A 25,148-nucleotide genomic window follows, 5' to 3' on the forward strand; every position below is an offset into this window, starting at 1 on the left:
AGTAGGAAATCTTCACCTCCCCGATCAGGTTGGTCAGATTTAACCGGGCCGTAACTGGGCGACGCTACGTTATGACCCAGCGCGACATTGACTGCCGCAAATTAGGGCCCGAGCGCCGGTGGTACGGCCGGCCGGTCCAGCCCGTCGCCCCGCGATCTTCTCGCGACCGAAGTGGGAGCCTGATGAGTACTGCACCGCACACGCGCGACCTGATCATGGTTGTCAACCCTGCCGGCGCACTGGAGCCCGGCCCACGGATCACGGCCGCCGCCTGCGCCGGTGGCGGGCTGGGCGTGCTCGACCTGGCCGGCGGCGACGACTGGTCGCTGCGCGCGCTGACCCAGGCCGCCTCCTGGTCACCCGGGCCGATCGGGGTCCGGGTGCCGGCCGGCTGCCTGGCCACCCCCGACGAGGTCGACCACGCCGCCCGCGGCCGGGTCGACCTGGTGGTGGTCACCGCCGACAGCCCCTGGTCGCTGGCCGAGATCACCCCGCGGTACCGGGTGATCGTGGAGGTCACGAGCCGGGAGGAGGCCCGCGCAGCCGCGGCGGGCGGCGCGCACGGGCTGATCGCCCGGGGCCTGGAGGGCGGGGGCCGGGTCAGCGACCTCAGCTCCTTCGTCCTGCTCCAGCAGCTCGTCACCGACGCCACCGTCGACCTGCCGGTCTGGGTGGCCGGCGGGATCGGGCCGCGCACCGCCGGGGCCTGCCTCGTCGGCGGGGCCACCGGGATCGTCCTGGACACCCAGCTCGCCCTGATGCCCGAGTCCGAGCTGCCGGCCGACGTCAAGGCCGCGATCCGGCGCATGGACGGCTCCGAGACGGTGCTGGCCGACGGTGCCCGGGGGATGCGCCGGGGCGGCCAGCACGACGTGCGCTCGGAGCTGCTGCCGATCGGTCAGGACGGCTGGCTCGCCGCCGTCTTCGCCGACCGCTGGGCCGACACCGCCAGCGCCGTGCGGGCCATGCGGGCCATCATGCTCGACGCCGCCGACGACCCCGAGGCGGGCACGCTGCTGCTGCCCGGCTCGCCGCTGGCCCAGGCGCTCGGCGTGCGGGTGCCCGTCGCCCAGGGCCCGATGACCCGGGTCAGCGACGAGGCGGGCTTCGCCGCCGCGGTCGCCGACGGCGGCGCGCTGCCCTTCATCGCGCTCGCCCTGAACTCCGCGGACCAGTGCCGCCGGATGCTCACCGAGACCGCCGAGCGGCTCGGCGACCGGCCCTGGGGCGTCGGGGTGCTCGGCTTCGCCCCCGAGGAGCTGCGCGCCGCGCAGCTGGCCGTCATCGAGGAGATCCGCCCCGGCTTCGCGATCATCGCGGGCGGGCGGCCGCCGCAGGCCAAGGCGCTGGAGGAGCAGGGGATCAGCACCTTCCTGCACGTGCCCTCCCCGGGCCTGCTGCGGCAGTTCCTGCGCTCCGGCGCACGGAAGTTCATCTTCGAGGGCGCCGAGTGCGGCGGGCACATCGGCCCCCGGTTCAGCTTCCCCCTGTGGGAGGCGCAGCTGCTGGTGCTGGAGGAGTACCTCGACGCCCAACCGGACGCGGGCGCGCAGCTCCAGGTCTTCTTCGCCGGTGGCGTCCACGACGCCCGCTCGGCGGCGATGGTCGCCACGATGGCCGCGCCGCTGGCGCGCCGGGGCGCCCGCATCGGCGTGCTCATGGGCACCGCCTACCTGTTCACCGCCGAGGCGGTGGAGCACGGCGCGGTCCAGCCGCTCTTCCAGCGTGAGGCCCTCACCGCCGAGCGGACCGCCCTGCTGGAGACCGCGCCGGGCCACGTCACCCGCTGCCTGCACACCCCGTTCGTCGACGACTTCCACGCGCTGCGCGCCCAGCTGGAGCAGGCCGGCGCGGAGAACCGCGAGGTGTGGGAGCAGCTCGAACTGCTCAACGTCGGCCGGCTGCGGATCGCCAGCAAGGGCCTCAAGCGCAACGGCGAGGTCATCGAGGCGGTGGACGAGGGCGTCCAGGCCGCCGAGGGGCTGTTCATGGCCGGGCAGGTCGCCGTGCTGCGCGACGCCGCCACGACCGTGGCGGGCCTGCACGACGCCGTCAGCACCGAGGCCCGCGACCTGCACGCCGCCCGGCTCGCCGCGCTGCGCGACCGGCTCGCCCCGCCCGCCGAGATCGAGGAGCGTCCCGCGCCGCTGGACATCGCCATCGTCGGGATGGCCTGCATGCTGCCCGGCTCCCCCGACCTGGACAGCTTCTGGCGCACCGTGCTCACCGGCGCCGACGCGGTGACCGAGGTCCCCGCCGAGCGCTGGGACACCGACCTCTACTACGCCCCCGAGGTCGGGCCGGGCCAGACCGGCCGGATCAGCGTCTCCAAGTGGGGCGGCTTCATCAAGCCGGTGCCCTTCGACGCCATCGGCTACGGCATCCCGCCGACGGCGCTGGGCAGCATCGACCCGACCCAGCTGCTCGCCCTGGAGGTCTCGCACCGGGCGCTGATCGACGCCGGTTACCCGCACGACGCCGCCGGGGTCGACCACTCCCGCACCGGTGTCGTCTTCGGCGCGGAGGCCGGCAGCGACATGGGCCACGCGCAGACCCTGCGCACCATGCTGCCGGCGTACTTCGGCGAGGTGCCCGACGAGATGCAGGACCTGCTGCCCACGGTCACCGAGGACAGCTTCCCCGGGGTGCTGGCCAACGTCATCGCCGGCCGGGTCGCCAACCGGCTCGACCTGGGCGGGCCGAACTACACCATCGACGCCGCCTGCGCCTCCTCGCTGGCCGCCATGGACGCCGCCTGCAAGGAACTGGCCAGCGGCGACAGCGACATGATGATCTGCGGCGGCGCCGACCTGCACAACGGCGTCAACGACTACCTGATGTTCACCTCGGCGCACGCGCTGTCCCCCACCGGCCGGTCGCGGCCCTTCGACAGCACCGGCGACGGCATCGCCCTCGGCGAGGGCGTGGCCTGCGTCGTCCTCAAGCGGCTGGCCGACGCCGAGCGCGACGGCGACCGGATCTACGGCGTGATCAAGGGACTCGGCGGGGCCAGCGACGGCCGCGCCCTCGGCCTGACCGCCCCCCGCCCCGACGGGCAGCGGCGGGCGCTGGACCGGGCGTACCGACGCAGCGGCGTCTCCCCGCGCGACGTCGGCCTCGTGGAGGCGCACGGCACCGGCACCGTCGTCGGCGACCGCACCGAGCTGGAGACCCTGACCCGGATGTTCGTCGATGCCGGCGCGGAGCCGGGCGGCTGCGCGCTCGGGTCGGTGAAGTCGCAGATCGGGCACACCAAGTGCGCCGCCGGGCTGGCCGGCGTGATCAAGGCGGCCCTGTCGCTGTACCACGGCGTCCGGCCGCCGACGATCCACCTGAAGCGCCCCAACCCGGCCTGGCACCCGCAGCAGAGCCCGTTCGCCTTCTACACCGAGGCCCGCCCCTGGCCGGCCCCCGCCGAGGAGCGGATCGCCGGGGTGAGCGCGTTCGGCTTCGGCGGCACCAACTTCCACGTCGTGCTCAGCGCGCACGCCGGCGCCCCCGAGCCCCGGCACGGCCGGCGGCTCTGGCCGGCGGAGCTGTTCTGCTTCCGGGGCCTCGACCGGGCCGCGGCCCACCAGTCGGTCCGGCAGCTGCTGGACGGCCTCGCCGGCGATGCCGGGCGGGACCGCCCGGGACGCCTCGCCGAGCTGGCCGCCGCCGTGGCCGCGAAGGCCGCCGGCCGGTCCGGCCCCACCCGGGTGGCGATCGTCGCCCGGGACCTGACCGAGCTGGAGGCGCTGCTGCACCGGGCGCTGGCCGGCGAGCACGACCCGGCCCGGGGCCTGGTGCAGCCGGACGAGGTCGAGCCGGTCGGGCCCGGCCAGGTGGCGTTCCTCTTCCCCGGCCAGGGCAGCCAGCGCCCCGGCGCCCTCGCGGAGCTCTTCGTCGCCTTCCCGGAGCTGCGGCACTACCTCGAACTCGACCGCGACGCGGCCGAGCTGCTCTTCCCCGCCGCCGCCTTCGACCAGTCGTCGCGGCGCGAGCAGGAGGAGCGGGTCCGCGACACCCGGGTCGCCCAGCCCGTGCTCGGCATCGGCGGGCTCGCCGTCGACCACCTGCTGCGCCGCCTCGGCGTACGCCCGGACATGACCGCCGGCCACAGCTACGGCGAGCTGGTCGGGCTCTGCGTGGCCGGCGCGTTCGACGCGCCCACGCTCATGGCGCTGAGCCGGGAGCGGGCGGCGTCCATCCTGGGCGCCGCCGGCGAGGACCCGGGCACCATGGCGGCCGTCAACGCCTCCGCCGACGACGTCGCCCAGGTCCTCGCCAGCGCCGGGCTGACCAGCGAGGTCGTGCTGGCCAACCGCAATTCCCCGAAGCAGGTGGTGGTCTCCGGGCCGACCGCGAAGGTGCAGTCGGCGGTGGTCGCGCTCAAGGAGGCCGGGCTGTCGGCCAAGGCTCTCTCCGTCGCCTGCGCCTTCCACAGCCCCGTGGTGGCCGGCGCGGTGGAGACCTTCGCCGAGGTGCTCGCCGCCCACCGGATCGCCGAGCCGCGCATCCCGGTCTGGTCCAACCTGACCGCCGCGCGCTACTCCGGCGACGCCGGCCAGGTGCGCCACCACCTCGCCGAGCAGATCGGGGCCCCGGTCCGCTTCGTCGAGCAGGTCGAGGCGATGTACGCCGCCGGGGCCCGCCTCTTCGTCGAGGTGGGACCCGGCCAGGTGCTCACCCGCCTGGTCAAGGCCGTGCTCGGCGACCGGCCGCACCGCGCGATCGCCTGCGAGCGCGGGCCCGAGGAGGGGCTGCGCGGCTTCCTGATCTCGGTCGGGGAGCTCGCCTGCGCCGGTGCGCCGGTGCGCCCCGACTGGCTCTTCCACGGCCGCGTCGCCGCCGACGCGCCCGCCACCGCACCGACCCGTCGTCCGATCTGGACGGTCGACGGGCTGCTCGTCCGGGACCAGCACGGCAACTGTCTTCCCGGTGGCATGACCCCTCCCCGACGGATCAAGGAGTTGTCGATGACCCCAGCGAACGGTGCCGTCACCGGTACCCCCACCGGCACCGGCCCCGACGCCGGCGGCCAGGACATCCGTGGCGAGCTGCTCAACGAGTACCTGCGCGCCACCCGGGACATGATCGCCTCCCAGCGTGACGTGATGCTCGCCTTCCTCGGTGAGCCCGGCAACGGCGGGCCGGGCGGCGGCGGCCGGCTCGTCTGGCAGCCCGCCGAGACGTACCGGGTCGAGGGCCACACGCCGGCCGCGCTGCCGCAGGCAGCGGCGGCACCCGCCATCGCCCCGCCGGCACCCGCGCCCGCCGCCCCCCGGCCCCCGGCCGCCGCGCCCGCCGCGGCCCCCGTGCCGGCCGTGGCGCTGGCGACCAACGGCGGGTCGGCCCTGGCCACGACCATCGCGCCGGCGCGGCCGGTGGCCCCGGCCGTCGTCCCGGTCTCGCCCGCCGTCGGGCCCATCACCCCCGCCCCTGCCCCGGTGCCGGCTGCGGCCCCGGTGGCCACCGGGCCGAGCGTCGCCGACTTCCAGAACGCCATCCTCGCGGTGATCAGCGAGCGCACCGGCTACCCGGTCGACCTCATCGAACTCGACCTCGACCTCGAAGCCGACCTCTCCATCGACTCCATCAAGCGCGCCGAGGTCGCCGGCGAGGTCGCCCAACGCCTCGAACTCGCCGTCGAAGGCGACGAGTCCGAGCTGGAAGACCTCGTCAAGGCCCGCACCGTCCGCGCCATGGTCACCTGGCTCGACGAGAAGATGGGCTCGGCGCCCGTCGCCGCCCCGGCGGCCGGGCCGGTCGTCGTCCCGCCCGCCGGCACGCCGGTCGGCGTCACCACGGCCGACTTCCAGCAGGCGATCCTCAGCGTCATCAGCGAGCGCACCGGCTACCCGGTCGACCTCATCGAACTCGACCTCGACCTCGAAGCCGACCTCTCCATCGACTCCATCAAGCGCGCCGAGGTCGCCGGCGAGGTCGCCCAACGCCTCGAACTCGCCGTCGAAGGCGACGAGAGCGAGCTGGAAGACCTCGTCAAGGCCCGCACCGTCCGCGCCATGGTCACCTGGCTCGACGAGAAGATGGGCGGCAGCGTCCACGTGTCGGTGTCCACCACCGGCCCGGTCGCCCTGCCGACCGCCCCCGTCCCCGCCGCCGCCGCGCCCGGGGCCTCGCTCGCCGAGTTCCAGAACGCCATCCTCACGGTGATCAGCGAGCGCACCGGCTACCCGGTCGACCTCATCGAACTCGACCTCGACCTCGAAGCCGACCTCTCCATCGACTCCATCAAGCGCGCCGAGGTCGCCGGCGAGGTCGCCCAACGCCTCGAACTCGCCGTCGAAGGCGACGAGAGCGAGCTGGAAGACCTCGTCAAGGCCCGCACCGTCCGCGCCATGGTCACCTGGCTCGACGAGAAGCTCAACGGCGCGGTCACCGCGACGGCGACCCTCACCGCCACGGCGAGCATCGCCGCCCCGGCCGCCCCCGTGCAGACCGCCCCCGCCGTGGCCCCGGCCGCGCCGGAGCCGGCCGACGCCGGGGTCGGCGTCGGGATCGCCCCGAAGCGGCTGGTGGCGCAGGAGAGCGTCCGCACCGAGCCGGTCGGCGACCCGGCCACCGTGCTCGCCGGCACCCGGTTCCTGATCACCGGCGGCGGCGCGATCGCGGCGTACCTGGCGGAGCTGCTCGGCGAGTACGGCGCCAGCGGCCAGCTCGGCGTGCTCGACAGCCAGCAGGCCGGCGAGGGCTTCGACGGGGTGCTCGTCCTCGACGGGCTCACCAACCTCGACGAGCCGCTGCTGCCCGACGTGTTCCCGCTGTTGCAGCGGGCGCTCGCGACCGGCCCGCGCTGGCTGCTGGCCGCCGGGGCCCGCGACGCCGCCGGGGCCGCCGACGGCATGCCCGGCCTGTTCCGCACCATCGCCCGCGAGTACCCGCAGCTGACCGCCCGCTTCGTCGAGGTGGACCCGGCCGCCGCGGCGGACGTGCTCGCCCGGCAGCTCCTGGACGAGGTGCTCACCAGCAGCGAGGCGCCGGTGGTGTACCTCCGGGGCGACGACCGTTACGTCGCCGACCTGGTGCCGGTGGAGCTGGGCGCGCTGGCCGCCGGCGGGGCCGGCCCGGCCGGCGACGGGGTGGCCGAGGCCGCCGCGATCGGCCTGGAGCCCGACTCGGTGATCGTCCTGATCGGCGGGGCGCGGGGCATCACCCCGTGGTTCGCCCGGACGCTCGCCTCGGCCAGCCGGTGCCGCATCGAGCTGGTCGGCCGCACCGCGCTGCCCGAGGGCCCGGAGGACCCGGCGCTGGCCGCGGCCGGCGACAAGCAGGCCCTGGTCGCGGCGCTGGCCCGGCAGGGCCTGCGCAACCCCGCCGAGATCGACCGCACCGCCCAGCGCATCCTGGCCGCCCGGGAGGTCAACGCGACCATCGCCGAGCTGACCGAGCTCGGTGGCGAGGTCCGCTACCACACCCTCGACGTCCGCGACACGGCCGCGACCCGGCACCTGCTGGGCCGCATCCACGCCGAGCACGGCCGGCTCGACGGCCTGGTGTACGCCGCCGGGATCATCGAGGACAAGCTGATCGCCGAGAAGGACCCGGCCTCGTTCACCCGGGTCTTCGACACGAAGGTCGACGGGGCGCGCGGGCTGCTGACCGCCCTGGACGAGCTGCCCGCCAAGCCGCGCTTCGTGGTCTTCTTCGGCAGCATCGCCGCCGCCTACGGCAACCGGGGGCAGTCCGACTACGCGGCCGCCAACGACGCCCTGGACACGATCGGCACCCGCTACGCGGCCCGCACCGGGGTCCGCACCGTGACCGTCCACTGGGGGCCGTGGGCGCCCGGCGCCGGCCACGGCGGCATGGTCACCGCCGAGCTGAGCCGGGAGTACGCCCGCCGCGGCATCGGCCTGATCGACCCGGAGGAGGGCGCGCTGGCCCTGCTGCGCGAGCTGGCCTGGGCCGACGCGGCGGTCACCTCGGTCGTCTACACCGCCTCGGGCTGGTGAGCGCGCCGATGCCCCGCAACGCCCCCGCCCACACCGCACGACGGAGGAACCGATGAGCAACGGCGCACCCGCGCCCGGCCAGATCGCGATCGTCGGGATGGCCGCCCTGATGCCCTCCGCCGGTGACCTGGAGAGCTACTGGCGCAACCTGATCAACGGGGTCGACGCGATCACCGACGTGCCGCCGCACCGGTGGGACGAGGAGTTCTACGACCCGGAGCAGGCGCACCGCCCGGACCGGATGTACTGCAAGCGCGGCGGCTTCGTCGACGAGTTCGCCACGTTCGAGCCGCTGCGGTTCGGGGTGATGCCCGCCTCCATCGGCGACATCGAGCCCGACCAGCTGATCACGCTGGAGGTGGCCGCCGCCGCGATCGACGACGCGGGCGGCGCCGACAAGATGCCCGACGGCGAGCGAGTCGGCGTCATCCTCGGCCGGGGCGGCATCCTCAGCCCCGCCCAGGCCCGCTACGCCCAGCGGGTGCGGATGTCCAGCCAGGTCATCGGGATCCTGCGGGAGCTGATCCCGGACGTCGACCCGGCCCGGCTGGAGCTGCTGCGCAAGAAGTTCGACGAGCGGCTCGGCCCGTACCAGCCGGAGGGGACCATCGGCCTGGTGCCGAACCTGGCCGCCTCCCGGGTGGCCAACCGGCTCAACCTGCGCGGCCCCGCGTACACCATCGACGCGGCCTGCGCCTCCTCGCTGATCGCCGTGGACCAGGGCATCACGGAGCTGCTCAACGGCCGGCTCGACGCGGTGCTCGCCGGCGGCGTGCACCACGTGCACGACATCAGCTTCTGGTCGGTGTTCAACCAGCTCCGGGCGTTGTCGCGGCAGGGCGAGATCCGGCCGTTCGACGCCGCCGCCGACGGGCTGCTGATCGGCGAGGGCACCGGCGTGGTGGTGCTCAAGCGGTACGCCGACGCGGTCCGCGACGGCGACCGGATCTACGCGGTGATCCGGGGCAGCGGGGTGTCCAGCGACGGCAAGTCCGCCAGCATGTTCAACCCGGCGGTCTCCGGGCAGGTGCTGGCCATCAAGCGGGCCTGGGAGGCCGCCGGGCTCGACCCGACCGCCCCGGACGCGCTGGGGCTGCTGGAGGCGCACGGCACCGGCACCCCGACCGGGGACGCCGCCGAGCTGACCACCGTGGCCCAGGTGTTCGGCCCGTACACCGGCGGCCCCCGCCCGGTCATCGGGTCGGTCAAGTCGATGATCGGGCACACCATGCCGGCCGCCGGCGTCGCCGGCCTGATCAAGGCCGCGATGGCGGTCCACCGGGGCGTGCTGCCGCCCACCCTGCACTGCGAGTCCCCCCGGGCGGAGATGGCGGCGACCCGGTTCGCCCCGATCGCCACCGCGCAGCCGTGGGAGAGCGACGGGCCGCGCCGGGCCGGGGTCAACGCGTTCGGCTTCGGCGGGATCAACGCCCACCTGGTCATCGAGCAGGCGCCCGCGTCGGCCGGCGAGCCGCTCGTCGGGTTCACCGCGCCGGCCGCCGGAGCCGGGTCGGTCACGGTCGACGAGGCCGACCAGGTGCTGTGGCTGGCCGCGTCGAGCCCGGCCGGGCTCGCCGAGCTGCTGGACCGCGACGACGAGACGGTCCGCCGCCTCGGCGCCGACCTGGCCGCGCGCTCGGGCGGCGACGCGCCGGGGCGGGCCCGCCTCGGCATCGTCAACCCCACCGACAAGCTGCTCGCCGTGGCCCGCAAGACGGTGGCCCGGGGGCAGGCGTGGCGGGGCGGGCGGGACATCTGGTTCAGCCCGCAGCCGCTGCTGGCCGACGGGGCGGGCAAGCTCGCGTTCGTCTTCCCCGGCCTGGAGGCGGAGTTCTCGCCGCGCACCACCGACCTGGCCGCCCACTTCGGGCTGCCCGACCGGGAGTGGTCCGCCGCCGACCTGGGCCGGCACGGCGCCGGCCTGATCGAGGTCGGCAAGCTGTTCAACGAGGCGCTGGAACGCATCAACGTGCGCCCGGACGCCGTCTCCGGGCACAGCATCGGCGAGTGGACCGCGGCCGCCGTCAGCGGCCAGATCAGCACCGCCGCGATGGACGAGTTCCTGGAGCTGTTCAATGCCGACTCGGTGGAGGTCTCCGGCTACGTCTTCGCCGCCGTCGGCGCGGGCGCCGACCGGGTCACCCCGCTGCTCGGTGACTTCCCCGGGGTGGTGCTCTCGCACGACAACGCGCCGGCGCAGTCGGTGGTGAACGGGCCGGAGACCCAGGTGGACCGCCTGGTGGAGGCGCTGCGGGGCCGCAACATCCTGTGCCAGAAGCTGCCGTTCCGCTCGGCGTTCCACACCCCCGCGTTCGCCGAGGGGCTCACCTCGATCGGCGCGGCGCTGGGCCGGTGGGAGGTGCACCCGACCCGGATGCCGGTGTGGTCGGCGACCCTGCACGCGCCGTTCCCGCCCGACGAGGACCAGGTCAACCACATCTTCGTCCGGCACATGATGGAGCCGGTCTGGTTCCGGCAGACCGTCGAGGCGATGTACGCCGACGGGTTCCGCGTCTTCCTCCAGGTCGGCGCGGGGCAGCTCGCCTCGCTAATCGGCGACAACCTGCGCGGGCGCGACCACCTCGCGATGCCGGTGAACACGGCGCACCGTACCGGGCTGAACCAGCTCCGCCGGGTCGCCACCGCGCTGTGGGTGGAGGGGGCGGCCCCGGACCTGGGGGCCCTGTCGACCCCGCGGCGCACCGCGCCGGCCGCGCCGGCGAGCACCGCCCCGGCGAAGCCCACCAGCAGCACCGGTCGGCGCGGGCCCCGGGTGAAGCTCGACCTCGGCGGCCCGCTGGTCCGCCTCGGCGCGGACGCGGCCGGCCTGCTCGGGCTGGACGCCATGCCGGCCGCCACCGCCGCGCCGACGCCGGTGCGGTCCGCCGGCAACGGGGCGTCCGCCGCCCGGCCGGTGGTGGGCAACGGCACCCCGGGCCCCCGCCCGGCCGCCGGCAACGGCAGCCCGGCCGCCGTGCCGGTCCGGGCCGCCGGCAACGGCACGCCGGCCGCGCCGGCGGCCCCCGTCGCCCGCCCGGCCACGGGCCACGGCGCGCCGGTGGCCACGCCGGCCCGCGCCGCCGCACCGGCGACGCCGCCGGCCGTGCCCCAGGGCACCGTCGCGCAGCAGGCCGGCGCGGCGCTGTCCAAGGAGGCCAGCGCCGCGATGACCGCGGTGAACCGGCTCGCCGGGCAGTCCAGCGCGGCGGCCGAGTTCGCGGCCCTGCTCCAGGACACCGCGCAGAGCGCGGCCAGCGTGCTGGACGCCACCGGCGGCAGCGGCACCCTGGCTCCGGCCCGCCCGGCGACGCCCGCCGGCCCGGTCCGGTCCCAGCCGCCGCGACCCGCCACCGCGCCGGCCACCGCGCCGGCCGCCTTCAAGGCCCCGACCCCGGTCGCGCGCCCCGGCGTCAATCCCGGCGAGATCGGCCGGATCACCCTGCGGGTCTCCCTGGAGACCATGCCGTACCTGCTGGACCACTGCTTCTTCGTGCAGCCGGACGACTGGCCGAACCCGGAGGACCGGTGGCCGGTGGTGCCGGCGACGGCGCTGGTCGCGCACATGATGGACGCGGTGGAGCAGCTGGTGCCCGGCACCCGGGTGGTCCAGGTGCACGACGCCAAGTTCAACAAGTGGCTGATCGCCGAGCCGGCCACGGACGTCGAGATCGTGGTGAAGACCGCCGGGCCGAACCTCTACTCGGTCGTCTTCGCCGGCTACGCCCGGGCCACGATCGAGGTCGGCACCGCGTACCCGGCCCCGCCGGAGGTCTGGACGCACGATCCGGCCACCGAGCGCCCGCCCACCCTCGGCGCCGCCGAGATGTACGCGGAGCGCCTGATGTTCCACGGCCCGCAGTTCCAGGGCGTGACCGAGGTGCACGCGCTCGGCGACATGCACGTGCGGGGCATCGTCACCGCCCCGGTGCCGCCCGGCGCCCTGCTGGACAACGCGTTGCAGCTCATCGGCAACTGGCTGATCACCACGCAGCCGTTCCGGACGGTGGCCCTGCCGGTGGGGCTGGGCCGGGTGCGGTTCTTCGGGCCGCCCCCGCCGGCCGGCCGGGCGTTCGTCTGCGTCGCCCGGGTGCAGACCATCGACGACGGGAAGCTCGTCGCCGACACCCAGCTCAGCTACCAGGGACGGGTGTGGGCGCAGATCGAGGGGGCGGTCGACCGGCGGTTCGACAGCCACCCGCAGGCCCGCGTCGCGGAGCGCTTCCCCGAGCGGTACCCGATGTCGCACTTCCAGCCGGAGGGCTGGACGATGGCCTTCGACTGCTGGACCGACCTGGTCACCCTGGGCATGGCGGCCCGGGGCATCCTCGGCGGCGCGGCCAACGCCGAGTACGAGCGGCAGCCGGCCAAGACCCGCAAGCAGTGGCTGCTCGGCCGAATCGCGGCCAAGGACGCGGTGCGCTCCCGGCTGTGGGAGCAGGGCCACACCGACATCTACCCGATCGAGCTGACCGTCGGCAACGACCCCGACGGGCGGCCGTGGGTGCGCGGTCGGCCCGGCCGCGGCCTCGACGACTGCGACGTCTCGCTCGCGCACTGCGGCGACATCGGGGTGGCGATGGCCCGGTTGCGTCCCGCCGGGTCGCCGGCCGCGACGCCGGGCGTCGGCATCGACGTCGCCGAGGTCACCGACGACCCGGACGGCACGGTCGGCTCCGCCCTCACCGACGGCGAGGCGGCGCTGCTGGCGTCGCTGGCCGGCGGGGACGCCGCCGCGCGCCGGCTGTGGTCCACCCGGTTCCGGGCGGCGAAGGAGGCCGTCGGCAAGGCGGAGGGCACGGGGCTGGACGGCAAGCCGCGCCTGTTCCAGGTGCGCGAGGCCGCCGACGGCGTGCTGACCGTCGAGGTCGGCGGGCGCGGCTACCGGGTCGGCTACCGGGAGGTCGACAACCCCGAGGACCTGCGGCCCCGGCGCTACGTCGTCGCCTGGACCTGGGGCCCCGAGCCGGCCCCCGCCACCCCGCCCGGGGTGTCCCGACCGTGAACGACAGACCGGGCCGGCCGACCGGCCGGCCCACCCCGACAGCAGGTCACCCCACCGGAACAGCAGAAGGAGCACGCATCATGGCCGCGGCCCAGGACAGCATCCTCGCCGACCTCACCGAGATGATCAACGCCGTACTGGGCGACTTCGCGACCGACCAGGTCATCACCATGGACACCACGTTCCGCGACGACCTGGGCATGGAGAGCATCGACGTCGTCTCGCTCGCCGGCCGGCTCCAGGCCCGCTACGGCGACACCGTCAACTTCGCCCACTTCGTGGCGAAGCTGGACCTGGAGACGGTGGGCGAGCTGCGGGTCGGTCAGCTCGTCGAGCACATCGCCACCTCCCTGGAGGGCGACGGGGTCACGGCGGGCAGCCGGTGACGATGGTACGGGCGAACGGGATCGAGCTGCACGTGCAGCGGCTCGATCCCGCCGGTCCGGCCCAGGCGGGCGGGACCGGGCCGACGCCGACGGCGGTGCTGATCCACGGCATGGCCTCGGACACCATGGCGAGCTGGTACTTCACCATGGCCGAGCCGCTGACCCGGGCCGGCTTCCCGACCGTCCTGTACGACCTGCGCGGCCACGGCCGCAGCGACCGCCCGGCCACCGGGTACGCCCTCGACGACTTCGTCGACGACCTGGCGGCGCTGCTGGTCGAGCTGGACGTCACGGGCCCGCTGCTGCTGTTCGGCAACTCCTTCGGCGGGACGATCGCCTTCGGCTTCGCCGCGCGCCACCCGGACCGGGTGGCCGGCATCGTGGCCGTGGAGTCGTCCCCGCCGACGCCGGAGTGGATGGGCCGGGTGCGAATGCGGCTGGAGCGGGTCGCCGCCCGGCTGCCCCGCGAGGGGGCGCTGGCCGAGATCGGCGCGGCCCGGGGGCGCATCGCCGCCCGTCGGGCCGCCGACACCGGCCGGATGCTCGCCGAGACCACCATGACGGCGGAGCTGCCGGCGAGCCGGCTGCCGGCGCGCGACGCCCTCGCGGCGATCGCCTGCCCGGTGCTGTGCCTCTACGGCGGCGACTCGGCGGTGGGCGAGCTGGCCCCGGCCGTACGCGGGCTCCTGCCGCAGACCCGGGTCGTCGTCCTGCCCGACCAGAAGCACTCCGTCCTGATCGACCGGCCCGACTCGGTGCGCCGGCACGTCCTCGCCTGGCTGGGCGAGGAGTGCGGGCTCGACGTGGCCCCACCCGTCACCACATGACAGCGCGACTTCCAGGAGGAATCCCGATGGACACCCCGATCACGGGTCGGTCGATCATCATCAGCAACGGACGCTGCGGCTCGACGCTGCTGTCCGACCTGATCCACGAGGAGCCCGACACGCTGTCGGCCCAGGAGTTCTTCATGTCGGTGACGCCGTGGGCGCGCAGCGCCGAGGTGATCACCGGGGCGGAGTACTGGGCGGTGCTGGCCAGCCCCAAGCCGGAGCTGGCCACGCTGTTCCGGATCGGGCTGCCGCCGAAGGAGGTCCGCTACCCGGCCACGGGCCGCTGGGCCGGCCGGATGACCGAGCTGCCCCGGATCCTGGCGATCACCCTGTCGAAGCTCACCGACGACCCGGACGCCCTGTTCGACCAGCTCGCCGAGCGGGTGCCGAGCTTCGGCACCCAGTCGGTCGCCCGGCACCACAGCGACTTCCTGGACCTGGTGGCCACCCTCACCGGCAAGAAGCGCTGGGTGGAGCGCTCCGGCGGCTCCAGCCACCTGGCCCCGCACCTGCTCAAGGGCTTCCCGGACTGCAAGATCGTCTACCTGACCCGGAACCGTGAGGACACGGCGAAGTCGATGAGCCGGCACTCGTCGTTCCAGCTCATCCAGCTCCGGGTGGAGTTCCTGGGCCGCTGCGGCCTGGACCCGTTCCGGGTCACCGACGCCGACGACGTGCCGGCGGACCTCCAGCCGTTCCTGCCGCACCGGCTGACCGCCGAGGCGCTGCGCGAGCGCGGCGAGGACATGCGCCGCTACCTCGGGCTGTGCGCGTTCATGACCAGCCAGGCCGATCAGGCGCTGTCCGACGTACCGCCGGAGCACCTGCTGCGGATGCGCTACGAGGACCTGGTCGCCGACCCGGTCGGCGAGCTGACGCAGCTCGGCGAGTACCTGGAGTTCCCCGAGGCCGGGAAGTGGGCGGAGCAGGTCGCCGGGCGGGTCGTCGCCCCGGCCCGCAAGCCCGCGCCCGCCGCCGTCTGAGCCGCCCCACCCCACACCGCACCCAATTCTCCTGCGCGCCGGGGCCCGGACCACCGGGCCCGGCCGCCGGTGTCCCACCCTTTTTGCTGGAAAGAGAGGCAGTTGGTGAATCCACTCCGGATCTCCACTCGGCGGCTGTTAGCCGCCGTTGCCGTGCTCGGGCTCGGGCCCGTGCTGGCGGTCCCCGCGGCGGCGCTCGGCGCGCCGCTCGACGCCGCCGGGGCGGCCGGCGGCCAGCCGCCGACCACGCAGCTCCTCGCCAAGGCCCCGCCGGACGAGTGCTTCGCCGGGATCGGGCAGCCGTACCCGGCGGGTCCGCCCTGCGAGACGGGGCAGGCGAAGGTCAACCAGGCGTACCTGTGGGGAATGACCCGCGCCGGCCGGACGCTGTTCTTCGGCACCGGAGCGAACGTCAACTGCCTGACCAGCGGCCGGACGCTGGAGAACACCGTGCCGACGCAGAACGCCGACTGGGTCTGCGAGTACGGCGAGAGCCAGATCGCCAAGCGCAACCCCCAGTTGCCGGTCAAGCTGGGCGACCACCGCATCCCGCGGCTGTACACGTACGACACCAAGTCGAACCAGCTCACCGAGAAGACCGAGTTGGTGAAGGCCGCCTCGCCCGACGACGCGACCCGGCTGCAGAACACGGTCGGCATCCGGGCCGCCGGCAACTACGGCGGCGTGGCCCTGCTGGGCGGACCGGCGCTGGGCGAGAGCATCAACCTCTTCGCCTTCGACACCGACACCGGGGCCTTCCTGGGCTCGCACAACTTCACCGCGTACGGCAACATCCGGCACTTCACCGTCGCCGACGGCGCGCTCTACGCCGGCGTGGGCGTGGGCAACAACGGCGGCAACCGCGGCCACGTGCTGCGCTGGATGGGCAGCAAGACCGACCCGTTCAACTTCGTCCAGGTGGCGACCCTGCCGGCGCAGGCCGCCGACCTGACCGTCCACGAGGGCCGGATCTTCGTCACCACCTGGCCGGGGGCGACCGAGGAGTTCGGTGAGGAGGCGACGGAGGCGGCGGAGCCGACGGAGCCGCCGGCGAGCATCGCCTCGGTGTGGATGAGCCCGAAGCTCTCCGACGGCGAGCCGGGGCTCACCCCGTCCGACGACGCCGCCTGGCAGCAGGTGTGGAACGTGGCCAGCTACGAGCCCGACCCGGTGGTCGCCTACTCCTACGGTCTCGGCGGCCTGGCCTCCTACGGCGGCTACCTCTACTGGGGCACCATGCACGTGCCGATGAAGGCCACCAGCCTGCACCTGAGCATCTACCCGCCGGTCGACGAGGCCGGGATCACCGCGACGGCCCAGAACACCCAGCGGGCGATCAGCATCTACCGGGGCAAGGGCTTCGGCTCCTCGAAGCAGAAGGTGGACCTGCTCTACGGCGCGACCGAGCTGCCCGCGTTCGACCCGGAGGCCAACAACGGGGTCGGGGCGTGGACCACGAAGTCGACCAACTACACCCCGAAGTACGGCGCCGCAGGCTTCGGCAACCCGTACAACAACTACACCTGGAAGATGGCGGTGGCCGCCGGGAAGCTCTACGTCGGCACCATGGACTGGAGCTACCTGGCCAAGGAGTTCGGCCAGCAGACCGCCGCCCAGCTCGGCCTGTCGCCGCAGATGGGTGACGTGCTGGCCAAGGCGCCGGCCGTGGCGGCGGCACCGCCCGGAATGCGGGCCACCGCCGAGATCCCCGAGGCGGTGTACGGCGGCGACCTGTACGCGTTCTCCTCGACCCGCAAGGCGGCGACGACGATCAGCGACACCGGGGTGGGCAACTACCTCAACTACGGGGTGCGCAACATGGTCGTCGACGGTCCCAACCTCTACCTGGGCATGGCGAACCCGATGAACCTGCGGACCGACCCGAACGACGACGTGCCCGAGGGCGGCTGGGAGCTGATCAAGCTCAAGGCCGGCTGCTGATCCCCGTGCCGCCGGCCCGGCGTCCCCTCCTGCGCCGGGCCGGCGGCCGGCAGCCCTTGCCGAACCCTGGCCCGTTCCTGACATTCCTCGAACATTCGCGGGCGAAAGTGTTCATATGATGACTTTTTCCGATTTTCGCCCTGCCGCCGGGACGCCCGGCGGTCGGTCGCACCGACCGTCGCCCTCCCCCGCCGCCACCCGACTCGCCGGGGCGCTCGCGCTCCTCGTCGGGCTGACCCTGCTCGCCGGCTGCACCCGCGGCGGCGGCGGGATCGGTGACGGCGGGCCGGGGGCCGACCGGGCCTCCGACGGCGCGTCGACGGCGGACGTGCCCGTCGGCTCGTCCCAGCGCACCCTGACCGTCGACGGGCGCGAACGCACCTACCGGCTGTACCGGCCCGCCTCGGCGAAGCTGACCGAGCCGGTCCCGCTCGTGGTCATGCTGCACGGCGCGGCCGGCACCGGCGAACAGGCCGAGGAGGCGTACGGCTGGACGGAGGAGGCCGACCGCAACGGCTTCGTGGCCGTCTTCCCCGACGGCATCAACCGCGCCTGGGCGGTCGGGCGCGAGTGCTGCGGCGCGCCGGCCCGCGAGGGCGTCGACGACGTCAAGTTCATCACGGAGCTGGTCCGCACCGTCGGCGAGACGGTCCCGGTCGACCCGGCCCGCACGTACGTCTCCGGGATCTCCAACGGCGGGCTGCTGGCGTTCCGGCTGGTCTGCGACACCACGGTCTTCGCCGCCGTCGGCGCGGTGGCGACCACCCTCACCGGGCAGTGCGACGACCCCAAGCCGGTGTCGGTGCTGCACATCCAGGGCAAGCTCGACAAGACCATGCCCTACGGCGGCGGCCCCGGCCGGCGCGACAACGGCGGCACCGGCCGCAACCCGGTGAAGATCGACGGCCCGCCCGCCCCCGAGCTGGCCGCCCGGTGGCGCGCCGTCGACGACTGCGGCGAGCCGAAGGACACCACCGACGGCCCGGTCGTCCGCACCGCCGCCACCTGCCCCGAGGGGCGCGCCGTCGAGCTGATCACCATCACCGACGCCGGCCACCAGTGGCCCGGCGGCAAGCCGAACCCGCCCCGCGCGCAGCGGCTGCTCAACCTCGACCCGCCCTCCACCGCGCTGAACGCCACCGAGACCATCTGGCAGTTCTTCAGCGCCCACCCCAAGCCCGCCGGCGGCTGACGCCGCCCCGCGCCGTCCGCCGCCAGGCACCCCTCGTGCCGGCGGCGGACGGCGGCACCCCGCACCCCCAGACAGGAGAGCAGATGCCCAGCAGAGACGGGCCGGCCGTGGTCGAGGTCGCCGACCTCGTCAAGCGCTACCCCCGCAGCGACACCAACGCCGTGGACGGGCTGTCGTTCGCCGTCGCGCCGGGCGAGATCTTCGGACTGTTCGGGCCCAACGGCGCCGGCAAGTCCACCACCGTCGGCATCCTCACCACCCGGCTGCGGGCCACCGGCGGCCGGGTGCTGGTCGGCGGCGTCGACGTCGGGCGCGACCCCGCGGCCGCCCGCGCCCAACTGGCCGTGGTGCCCCAGCACAACAACCTGGACCGTGCCCTGACCCCCCGGCAGAACCTGGTCTACCACGCGACCTACCACGGGCTGCCCCGGCGGGAGGCCGAGAGCCGGGCCGGGGAGCTGCTGGAACGCTTCGGCCTCACCGAGCGGGCCGACCGGCGCATCGAGGCGTACTCCGGCGGGATGGCCCAGCGGCTGATGATCGCCCGGGCACTCACCCACGACCCGATGGTGCTCTTCCTCGACGAGCCGACCAACGCCCTCGACCCGCAGACCCGGCTGCTGATCTGGGGCCAGATCCGCCAGCTGCGCGAGCGCGGCGTCGCGATCGTGCTCACCACCCACGCGATGAACGAGGCGGCCCGGATCGTCGACCGGGTCGGCATCGTCGACCACGGCAGGCTGCTCACCTGCGACACCCCGGACAACCTGGTCCGGGGCCTGGCCGGCGACGCGCTGCTCGACCTCACGCTCACCCCGGCCCCCGGCGACGACCCGGAGGCGCTGTGCGCCGCCCTGGGCGAGCTGGACGGCGTACGCAAGGCGGAGCGGCTCGCGTCGCCCACCGTGCCGGCCGGTCTGCGGGGCGGCGCGGGGCTGCCCGGCGGAGCCGGCGGCGGCGCGGCGCTGGCGGCCCTGGCCGCGCGGGCCGGCGGCGGGGCGCGGCCCGGTGGCGGCGGCCTGGCCGCCCTGGCCGGCGCGGGCCTCCTCGGGCGCGGCGGCGCGGCGGGCCGCAACGGCGGGGGCCCGGCCGGGCGCGGCCGGCTGCGCGTGCGCCTGCACCTGGCCACCGACCCCGCCGCGCTGCTCGGCGCGGCGGTCACCGTGCTCACCACGCGGTCGGCGGCGCTCAACGCCATCGACATCGGGGAGCCGAGCCTGGAGGACGTCTTCATCGAACTGACCGGAAGGGAACCACGGTGACCGCTGTAGACACGCCGACCCCGCTGCGACCGGCGGTCACCCCACGCCCGCGGCCCGGCGCCGGCCGGGTGTTCGCCGCCGTGCTGCGCCGCGACCTCATGGTCACCGGCCGGGAGCTGTGGGTCATCCTGGTGCAGGTCGGGCTGACCCCGCTGTTCATGCTCTTCGTGTTCGACACGATCCTCGGCGGGCAGGGCATCGTCGGGCGCAACTTCGCCGACCTCTTCCTGCCCGGCATCATCGCGCTGGCCGCCCTCACCACCGCGTTGCAGAGCGTGGCCCTGCCGCTGGTGAAGGAGTTCGGCTTCACCATGGAGATCGAGGACCGGCTGATGGCCCCGCTGCCGACCAGCCTCGTCGCGATCGGCAAGCTGGTCATCGCCACCGTCCGCGGGCTGATCGCGGCCCTGCTGATCTATCCGCTCGGCGCGCTGGTGGTCGGCTCCGCGCCGTGGCGTCCGGAGGGGCTGCCCCTGGCGTTCGTGGTGGCGCTGCTCGGCGCGTGGATCGGCGGGGCCATCGGGATGAGCCTGGCCACCACCCTGCCGGTGCAGCGGATCAACGTCACCTTCTCGGTGATCCTCACCCCGATCATCTGGACCGGGTGCATCCACTACCCCTGGCCGAGGCTGTCGCTGCCCTGGTACCAGGTGGTCACCGCGCTCAACCCGATGACGTACGTCTCGGAGGGGGTGCGCGGGGCGCTGCTGCCCGAGGTGCCGCACATCCCGGCGTGGGTGTGCCTGAGCGTGCTCACCGGGGTGGCCGTGGCGCTGACCTGGCTCAGCGTCCGCTGCTTCAGTCGACGGGCGGTCCAGTGACCGCCCGGGCGTTACCCACCGGCCCCTGCGAGGAGCTGCCATGCCGACCCTGACCCCTCCGGAATCCGACGCGGCGCTCGCCCGCCGGCTCGCGGCCCACGCCGGCGAGCTGCTGCTGCGGGTACGCTCCGCGCACGGCCACGGTGACCCGGCCGCGCTGAAGGCCGCCGGCGACCGGGCCTCCCACGACCTCCTGCTCGCCGAGCTGGCGTCCCACCGACCGGACGACGCGGTCCTGTCCGAGGAGGACAAGGACTCCCGCGCGGTCGGGCACGTCGACGCCGGCGGCCGGCTGACCGCCGACCGGGTGTGGATCATCGACCCGTTGGACGGGACCCGGGAGTTCTCCGAGGAGGGCCGTTCGGACTGGGCGGTGCACGTGGCGCTGTGGGCGCGCGGCGCGTCGACGCCGCACCGCCTGGTGGCGGGGGCCGTGGGCCTGCCCGCGCAGGGGCGGGTGCTGGCCACCGACGTGCCGCCGACGCCGCCGGCCCCCTCCGCCGACGCCGCCGCGCCGCTGCGGCTGGCGGCCAGCCGCAGCCGTCCCCCGGCCTTCCTGGCGGACCTGGCCGCCGAGATCGGCGCCGAGCTGGTGCCGATGGGCTCGGCGGGGGCGAAGATCGCCGCTGTGGTGGCCGGTGAGGTCGACGCGTACGTCCACGCGGGCGGCCAGTACGAGTGGGACTCGGCCGCCCCGGTGGCCGTGGCCACCGCCGCCGGCTTCCACGCCTCGCGGGTCGACGGCTCCCCACTGGCCTACAACCAGGCCGACCCGCGCCTGCCCGACCTGCTGGTGTGCCGTCAGGAGCTCGCCGCGCCGCTGCTCGCCGCCCTCGCGCGGCAGCTCTCCGGCGCGGCGGCCCCCGGCGGCTCCGGCGTCCCCTCGACCGGAGGCGTCCCCTCGACCGGAAAGGACACGCGATGAGCAGCGGATCGGCTGCGTACCAGGTCTCCCAGCTCGACGAGTTGGAGGCGGAGAGCATCTTCGTGATGCGTGAGGTGGTTGCGGAGATGGAGCGGCCGGTGCTGCTCTTCTCGGGTGGTAAGGATTCGATCGTGATGTTGCGGTTGGCGCAGAAGGCGTTTGCGCCGGCGAGTGTGCCGTTTCCGGTGATGCATGTGGATACGGGGCACAACTTTCCCGAGGTGTTGGAGTATCGGGATCGTCGGGTGGCGGAGTTGGGGTTGCAGTTGATCGTGGCGTCGGTGCCGGAGGCGTTGGCGCGGGGGTTGGTGCGGGAGTCCGGGGACGGGATGCGGAACCGGATCCAGACGCCGGTGTTGTTGGACGCGGTGGAGAAGCACCGGTTCGACGCGTTGTTTGGTGGGGCGCGTCGGGATGAGGAGAAGGCGCGGGCGAAGGAGCGGGTGTTCTCGTTCCGGGACGAGTTCGGGCAGTGGGATCCGAAGAACCAGCGGCCGGAGTTGTGGTCGTTGTACAACGGTCGGCATCATCCGGGTGAGTCGATCCGGGTGTTCCCGTTGTCGAACTGGACCGAGTTGGATGTGTGGCACTACATCGCGCGGGAGCGGATTCCGTTGCCGTCGATCTATTTCGCGCATGAGCGTGAGGTGGTGGAGCGGGACGGGATGTTGTATGCGGTGAACGAGTTCTTCACCCCGCGGGCGGGTGAGGAACGGTTCGTGGAGGTGGTGCGGTACCGGACGGTGGGGGATGCGTCGTGTACGGCGGCGGTGCGGTCGGACGCGGCGAGTGTGGTGGCGGTGATCGAGGAGGTGGCCGCGACGCGGGTCACCGAGCGGGGTGCGACGCGGGGCGACGACCGGGTCAGTGAGGCCGCCATGGAGGACCGTAAGCGGGAGGGGTACTTCTGATGAGCATCGACATGGCGCCGGTCGAGGTGGAGGCGCGGCCGATGGACCTGTTGCGGTTCGCCACGGCCGGGAGTGTGGACGACGGTAAGTCGACGTTGATCGGCCGGTTGTTGTATGACACGAAGTCGTTGTTCACCGATCAGTTGGCGGCGGTGGAGGCGGTGTCGGCGGCGCGGGGGGACGAGTACACGAACCTGGCGTTGTTGACCGACGGGTTGCGGGCGGAGCGGGAGCAGGGCATCACGATCGACGTGGCGTACCGGTACTTCGCGACGCCGCGGCGGAAGTTCATCATCGCGGACACGCCGGGTCACATCCAGTACACGCGGAACATGGTGACGGGGGCGTCGACGGCGGACCTGGCGTTGATCCTGGTGGACGCGCGTAAGGGCCTGGTGGAGCAGTCGCGGCGGCACGCGTTCCTGTGTTCGTTGTTGCGGGTGCCGCACCTGGTGTTGTGTGTGAACAAGATGGACCTGGTCGACTTCGACCGGGAGGTGTTCGAGGCGATCGCGGACGAGTTCACGGCGTTCGCGGCGAAGCTGGACGTGCCGGACCTGACGGTGGTGCCGGTGTCGGCGCTGCGGGGGGACAACATCGTGTCCCGGTCGGAGGACATGCCGTGGTATGAGGGGCCGTCGTTGCTGCACCATCTGGAGCGGGTGCACATCGCCTCGGACCGGAACCTGCAGGACGTGCGGTTCCCGGTGCAGTACGTGATCCGGCCGCAGTCCACCACGGTGACCGACTACCGGGGGTATGCCGGTCAGGTCGCCTCGGGCGTGCTCAAGGCCGGTGACGAGGTGATGGTGTTGCCGTCGGGGTTCACCTCGCGCATCGCCGCGGTGGAGACCGCCGACGGGCCGGTGGAGGAGGCGTTCCCCCCGATGTCGGTCACCGTGCGGCTGGAAGACGAGATCGACATCTCCCGTGGAGACATGATCTGCCGGCCGCACAACGCCCCGGCGGTGGCGCAGGACATCGAGGCGATGGTCTGCTGGATGGACGAGACCCGTCCCTTGACCGTCGGCGGCCGCTACGCCATCAAGCACACCACCCGCTCCGCGCGGGCCATCGTGCGGGGCCTGCACTACCGCCTCGACATCAACTCCCTGCACCGCGACGAAACCGCCACCGAACTCAAACTCAACGAGATCGGCCGGATCCGCATCCGCACCACCGTTCCGCTGCTCGTCGACGACTACCACCGCAACCGCACGACGGGCGGCTTCGTGATCATCGACGAGGCCACCAACCGCACGGTGGGCGCGGGCATGGTCGTGCAACGGGACTGACACCACCCACGGCGGAACGGGGGTCGGCGGTCGCCGGCCCCCGTTCCTCGTGCAGCCGCCGGGACCGGCGGGCCGACCACCGGCAGCGCCGGGAACGCGGCCGGACCGCCGGGCGCGCCGCCGCGCTCAGGCCCCGGGCGGGTAGGCCCCGGCCGCCCAGCGGCGCAGCAGGTCGATGCCCTCGTCGAGCTGCCCGTGCTCGGTCAGCAGCGTGATCAGCAGCGGCAGGGACCGGCGGTCGCCCTGCTCGACGGCGCGCCGCAGCAGGTCGATCGCCTCGTCCGGGCGGCCACCGGCGGCCAGCAGGGCGGCCAGCTCGACGTGCGCACCGGGATCGCCGAGGTCGGCGGCGACGCGCCAGTAGCGTTCGGCGTCCTCCGCCTCCCCCCGCTCCGCCAGCAGGGCCGCCAACCGGGCGGCGGCGTGCCCGTCGCCGTGGTCGGCGCGCAGCTGCAGCTCGTCGGTGTGCCCCCGGTCGGCCAGCAGGTCGACGAGGACGCTGCCCGCGCCCCGCGCCCCCGAGGCACCCGAGTCGGCGAGGTCGCGCAGGTAGCCGGTCGGGTCGGGCACCGGGGTCAGCCCCCCGGTCGCCTCCGACCCGAAGAACCGGCTGCCGCCGAACTCCAGGCGCAGCCGGTCGTCGAGGTCGTCGGCCAGGGCGATCATCCCGCGTACGGCCAGCAGCAGGTGGGTGGGGACGAAGTCCTGCCCGAAGACGGGGATGGAGGCCCACACCGTGCCGCCGGTGCAGTAGACCCGGCCGACGACCAGCCCGTTGGTCAGGTCGGAGAGGCGCTGGTAGAGCGTCTGGGTCGGCTCGACGCCGGTGAGCAGCGGCGAGAAGACGTCCACCAGGGGCGGGTCGTCCTGGACCCGTACGAAGATCATGGCGGAGCCGGCGCGGATGCCCACGTCGCCGTCGGCGTCGACCCGGAGCTGGTCGGCGGTCACGCCGAGGACCGCGGCCAGGATCCCCTTCACCCGCTCGGTGAGCTTGCCGCCCTCGGCGTCCCCGCCGTCGAACACGGGCGGCGGCGGGCGGCGCGGGCCGACGACCGGCCGCGCGGCCAGCGCGGCGGCCAGCCGGGTGCGCCCGGGAACCGGCGCGGCGGTCGTGGTCGTCGTCGGGCGGGCGGCCAGCGCGGCGACCCACCGCTGCCACCGGGTGTCACGCGCCGTCATCGTGCTCACCGTCCGGTGTGTCGGCGGGCGGCTCGGCCGGCGGCTCCACCCGGACCTGGTCGAACATCTTGGCGATCACCAGCGGCGCGGCCACCCCGAAGGTGAAGCTGGCGAACGCGGTGTCGGCCAGGCCACCCGCGCCGGCCGCGGCGGCCAGGCCGGTGCCGGCCGCCGCCCGCAACAGGACGGCGAAGACGACGATCGGCCGGTCCCGTTGGTCGCGCCACGGCCACTGCCACCGGCCCCCGGACTCGCTGGTCGGGCGCATCATGGCGGAGAGGTTCAGTGCCTCCGCGACGGCGCTGCCGACCATTCCCCACATCGCGGCCATCCATAGAGACACGTCCCAACCCTAGCGATCGAGGGAACCGCCACCGGCACCACCCCGCGGGTGGGTGGCGACGCCACTGCCCACGGTAGCCGGACGCCACAACGGACCGTCCGATCCCGACCGTCGACG

Annotated in this window: 14 protein-coding genes; 12 read left to right on the top strand and 2 right to left on the bottom strand. The window is 74.3% G+C overall.

Annotation, left to right across the window (positions count from 1 at the left end):
- The first annotated feature begins 182 nt into the window (after window positions 1–182).
- The 12 genes from HDA31_RS16200 to HDA31_RS16255 all read left to right on the top strand — a co-directional run bounded on the left by HDA31_RS16200 (window position 183) and on the right by HDA31_RS16255 (window position 23,506).
- Window positions 183–7,955: a type I polyketide synthase gene (locus HDA31_RS16200; protein ID WP_260422043.1), complete on the top strand. Its 7,773-nt coding sequence runs from the start codon at window positions 183–185 to the stop codon at window positions 7,953–7,955.
- A 52-nt stretch (window positions 7,956–8,007) separates the two neighbouring features.
- Complete coding sequence (locus HDA31_RS16205) at window positions 8,008–12,957, top strand: type I polyketide synthase (RefSeq protein ID WP_178064560.1); 4,950 nt, start codon at window positions 8,008–8,010, stop codon at window positions 12,955–12,957.
- Between the two features lie 80 nt (window positions 12,958–13,037).
- Window positions 13,038–13,343 carry an acyl carrier protein gene (locus tag HDA31_RS16210; protein ID WP_074479085.1) on the top strand — a complete coding sequence of 102 codons (306 nt, stop codon included), beginning with the start codon at window positions 13,038–13,040 and terminating at the stop codon, window positions 13,341–13,343.
- A 2-nt stretch (window positions 13,344–13,345) separates the two neighbouring features.
- Window positions 13,346–14,170 carry an alpha/beta fold hydrolase gene (locus HDA31_RS16215; protein WP_221487402.1) on the top strand — a complete coding sequence of 275 codons (825 nt, stop codon included), beginning with the start codon at window positions 13,346–13,348 and terminating at the stop codon, window positions 14,168–14,170.
- Between the two features lie 26 nt (window positions 14,171–14,196).
- Window positions 14,197–15,159: a sulfotransferase domain-containing protein gene (locus HDA31_RS16220; RefSeq protein WP_074479083.1), complete on the top strand. Its 963-nt coding sequence runs from the start codon at window positions 14,197–14,199 to the stop codon at window positions 15,157–15,159.
- A 105-nt stretch (window positions 15,160–15,264) separates the two neighbouring features.
- Complete coding sequence (locus tag HDA31_RS16225; protein WP_178067351.1) at window positions 15,265–17,100, top strand: hypothetical protein; 1,836 nt, start codon at window positions 15,265–15,267, stop codon at window positions 17,098–17,100.
- Between the two features lie 118 nt (window positions 17,101–17,218).
- Window positions 17,219–18,292: an extracellular catalytic domain type 1 short-chain-length polyhydroxyalkanoate depolymerase gene (locus HDA31_RS16230; protein ID WP_260422045.1), complete on the top strand. Its 1,074-nt coding sequence runs from the start codon at window positions 17,219–17,221 to the stop codon at window positions 18,290–18,292.
- 83 nt (window positions 18,293–18,375) lie between these two features.
- Window positions 18,376–19,554, top strand: coding sequence for an ABC transporter ATP-binding protein (locus tag HDA31_RS16235; protein WP_178064557.1), 1,179 nt, complete (start codon window positions 18,376–18,378; stop codon window positions 19,552–19,554).
- Entirely contained in the window at window positions 19,551–20,375 is an 825-nt protein-coding gene (locus HDA31_RS16240; protein ID WP_074479079.1) for an ABC transporter permease, read from the top strand. The genes HDA31_RS16235 and HDA31_RS16240 overlap by 4 nt, the downstream gene beginning before the upstream one ends.
- A 40-nt stretch (window positions 20,376–20,415) precedes the next feature.
- A complete protein-coding gene (locus tag HDA31_RS16245) occupies window positions 20,416–21,300 on the top strand; it encodes a 3'(2'),5'-bisphosphate nucleotidase CysQ (RefSeq protein WP_178064556.1) in 885 nt (294 codons plus the stop codon).
- The gene (cysD, locus tag HDA31_RS16250) at window positions 21,297–22,211 is read left to right on the top strand and encodes a sulfate adenylyltransferase subunit CysD (protein WP_178064555.1); all 915 of its coding nucleotides are present in this window, start codon (window positions 21,297–21,299) and stop codon (window positions 22,209–22,211) included. The genes HDA31_RS16245 and cysD overlap by 4 nt, the downstream gene beginning before the upstream one ends.
- Window positions 22,211–23,506, top strand: coding sequence for a sulfate adenylyltransferase subunit 1 (locus HDA31_RS16255; protein WP_178064554.1), 1,296 nt, complete (start codon window positions 22,211–22,213; stop codon window positions 23,504–23,506). The genes cysD and HDA31_RS16255 overlap by 1 nt, the downstream gene beginning before the upstream one ends.
- A 126-nt stretch (window positions 23,507–23,632) precedes the next feature.
- Here the strand turns inward: HDA31_RS16255 and HDA31_RS33360 are convergent, their stop codons facing one another.
- Window positions 23,633–24,688, bottom strand: a complete 1,056-nt coding sequence (locus HDA31_RS33360; RefSeq protein ID WP_178064553.1) for a T3SS (YopN, CesT) and YbjN peptide-binding chaperone 1 — start codon at window positions 24,686–24,688, stop codon at window positions 23,633–23,635.
- Window positions 24,675–25,031 carry a hypothetical protein gene (locus HDA31_RS16265; protein ID WP_178064552.1) on the bottom strand — a complete coding sequence of 119 codons (357 nt, stop codon included), beginning with the start codon at window positions 25,029–25,031 and terminating at the stop codon, window positions 24,675–24,677. The genes HDA31_RS33360 and HDA31_RS16265 overlap by 14 nt, the downstream gene beginning before the upstream one ends.
- Window positions 25,032–25,148: the final 117 nt, after the last annotated feature.

Source organism: Micromonospora carbonacea (genome assembly GCF_014205165.1).
Classification (GTDB): Bacteria; Actinomycetota; Actinomycetes; order Mycobacteriales; family Micromonosporaceae; genus Micromonospora; species Micromonospora carbonacea.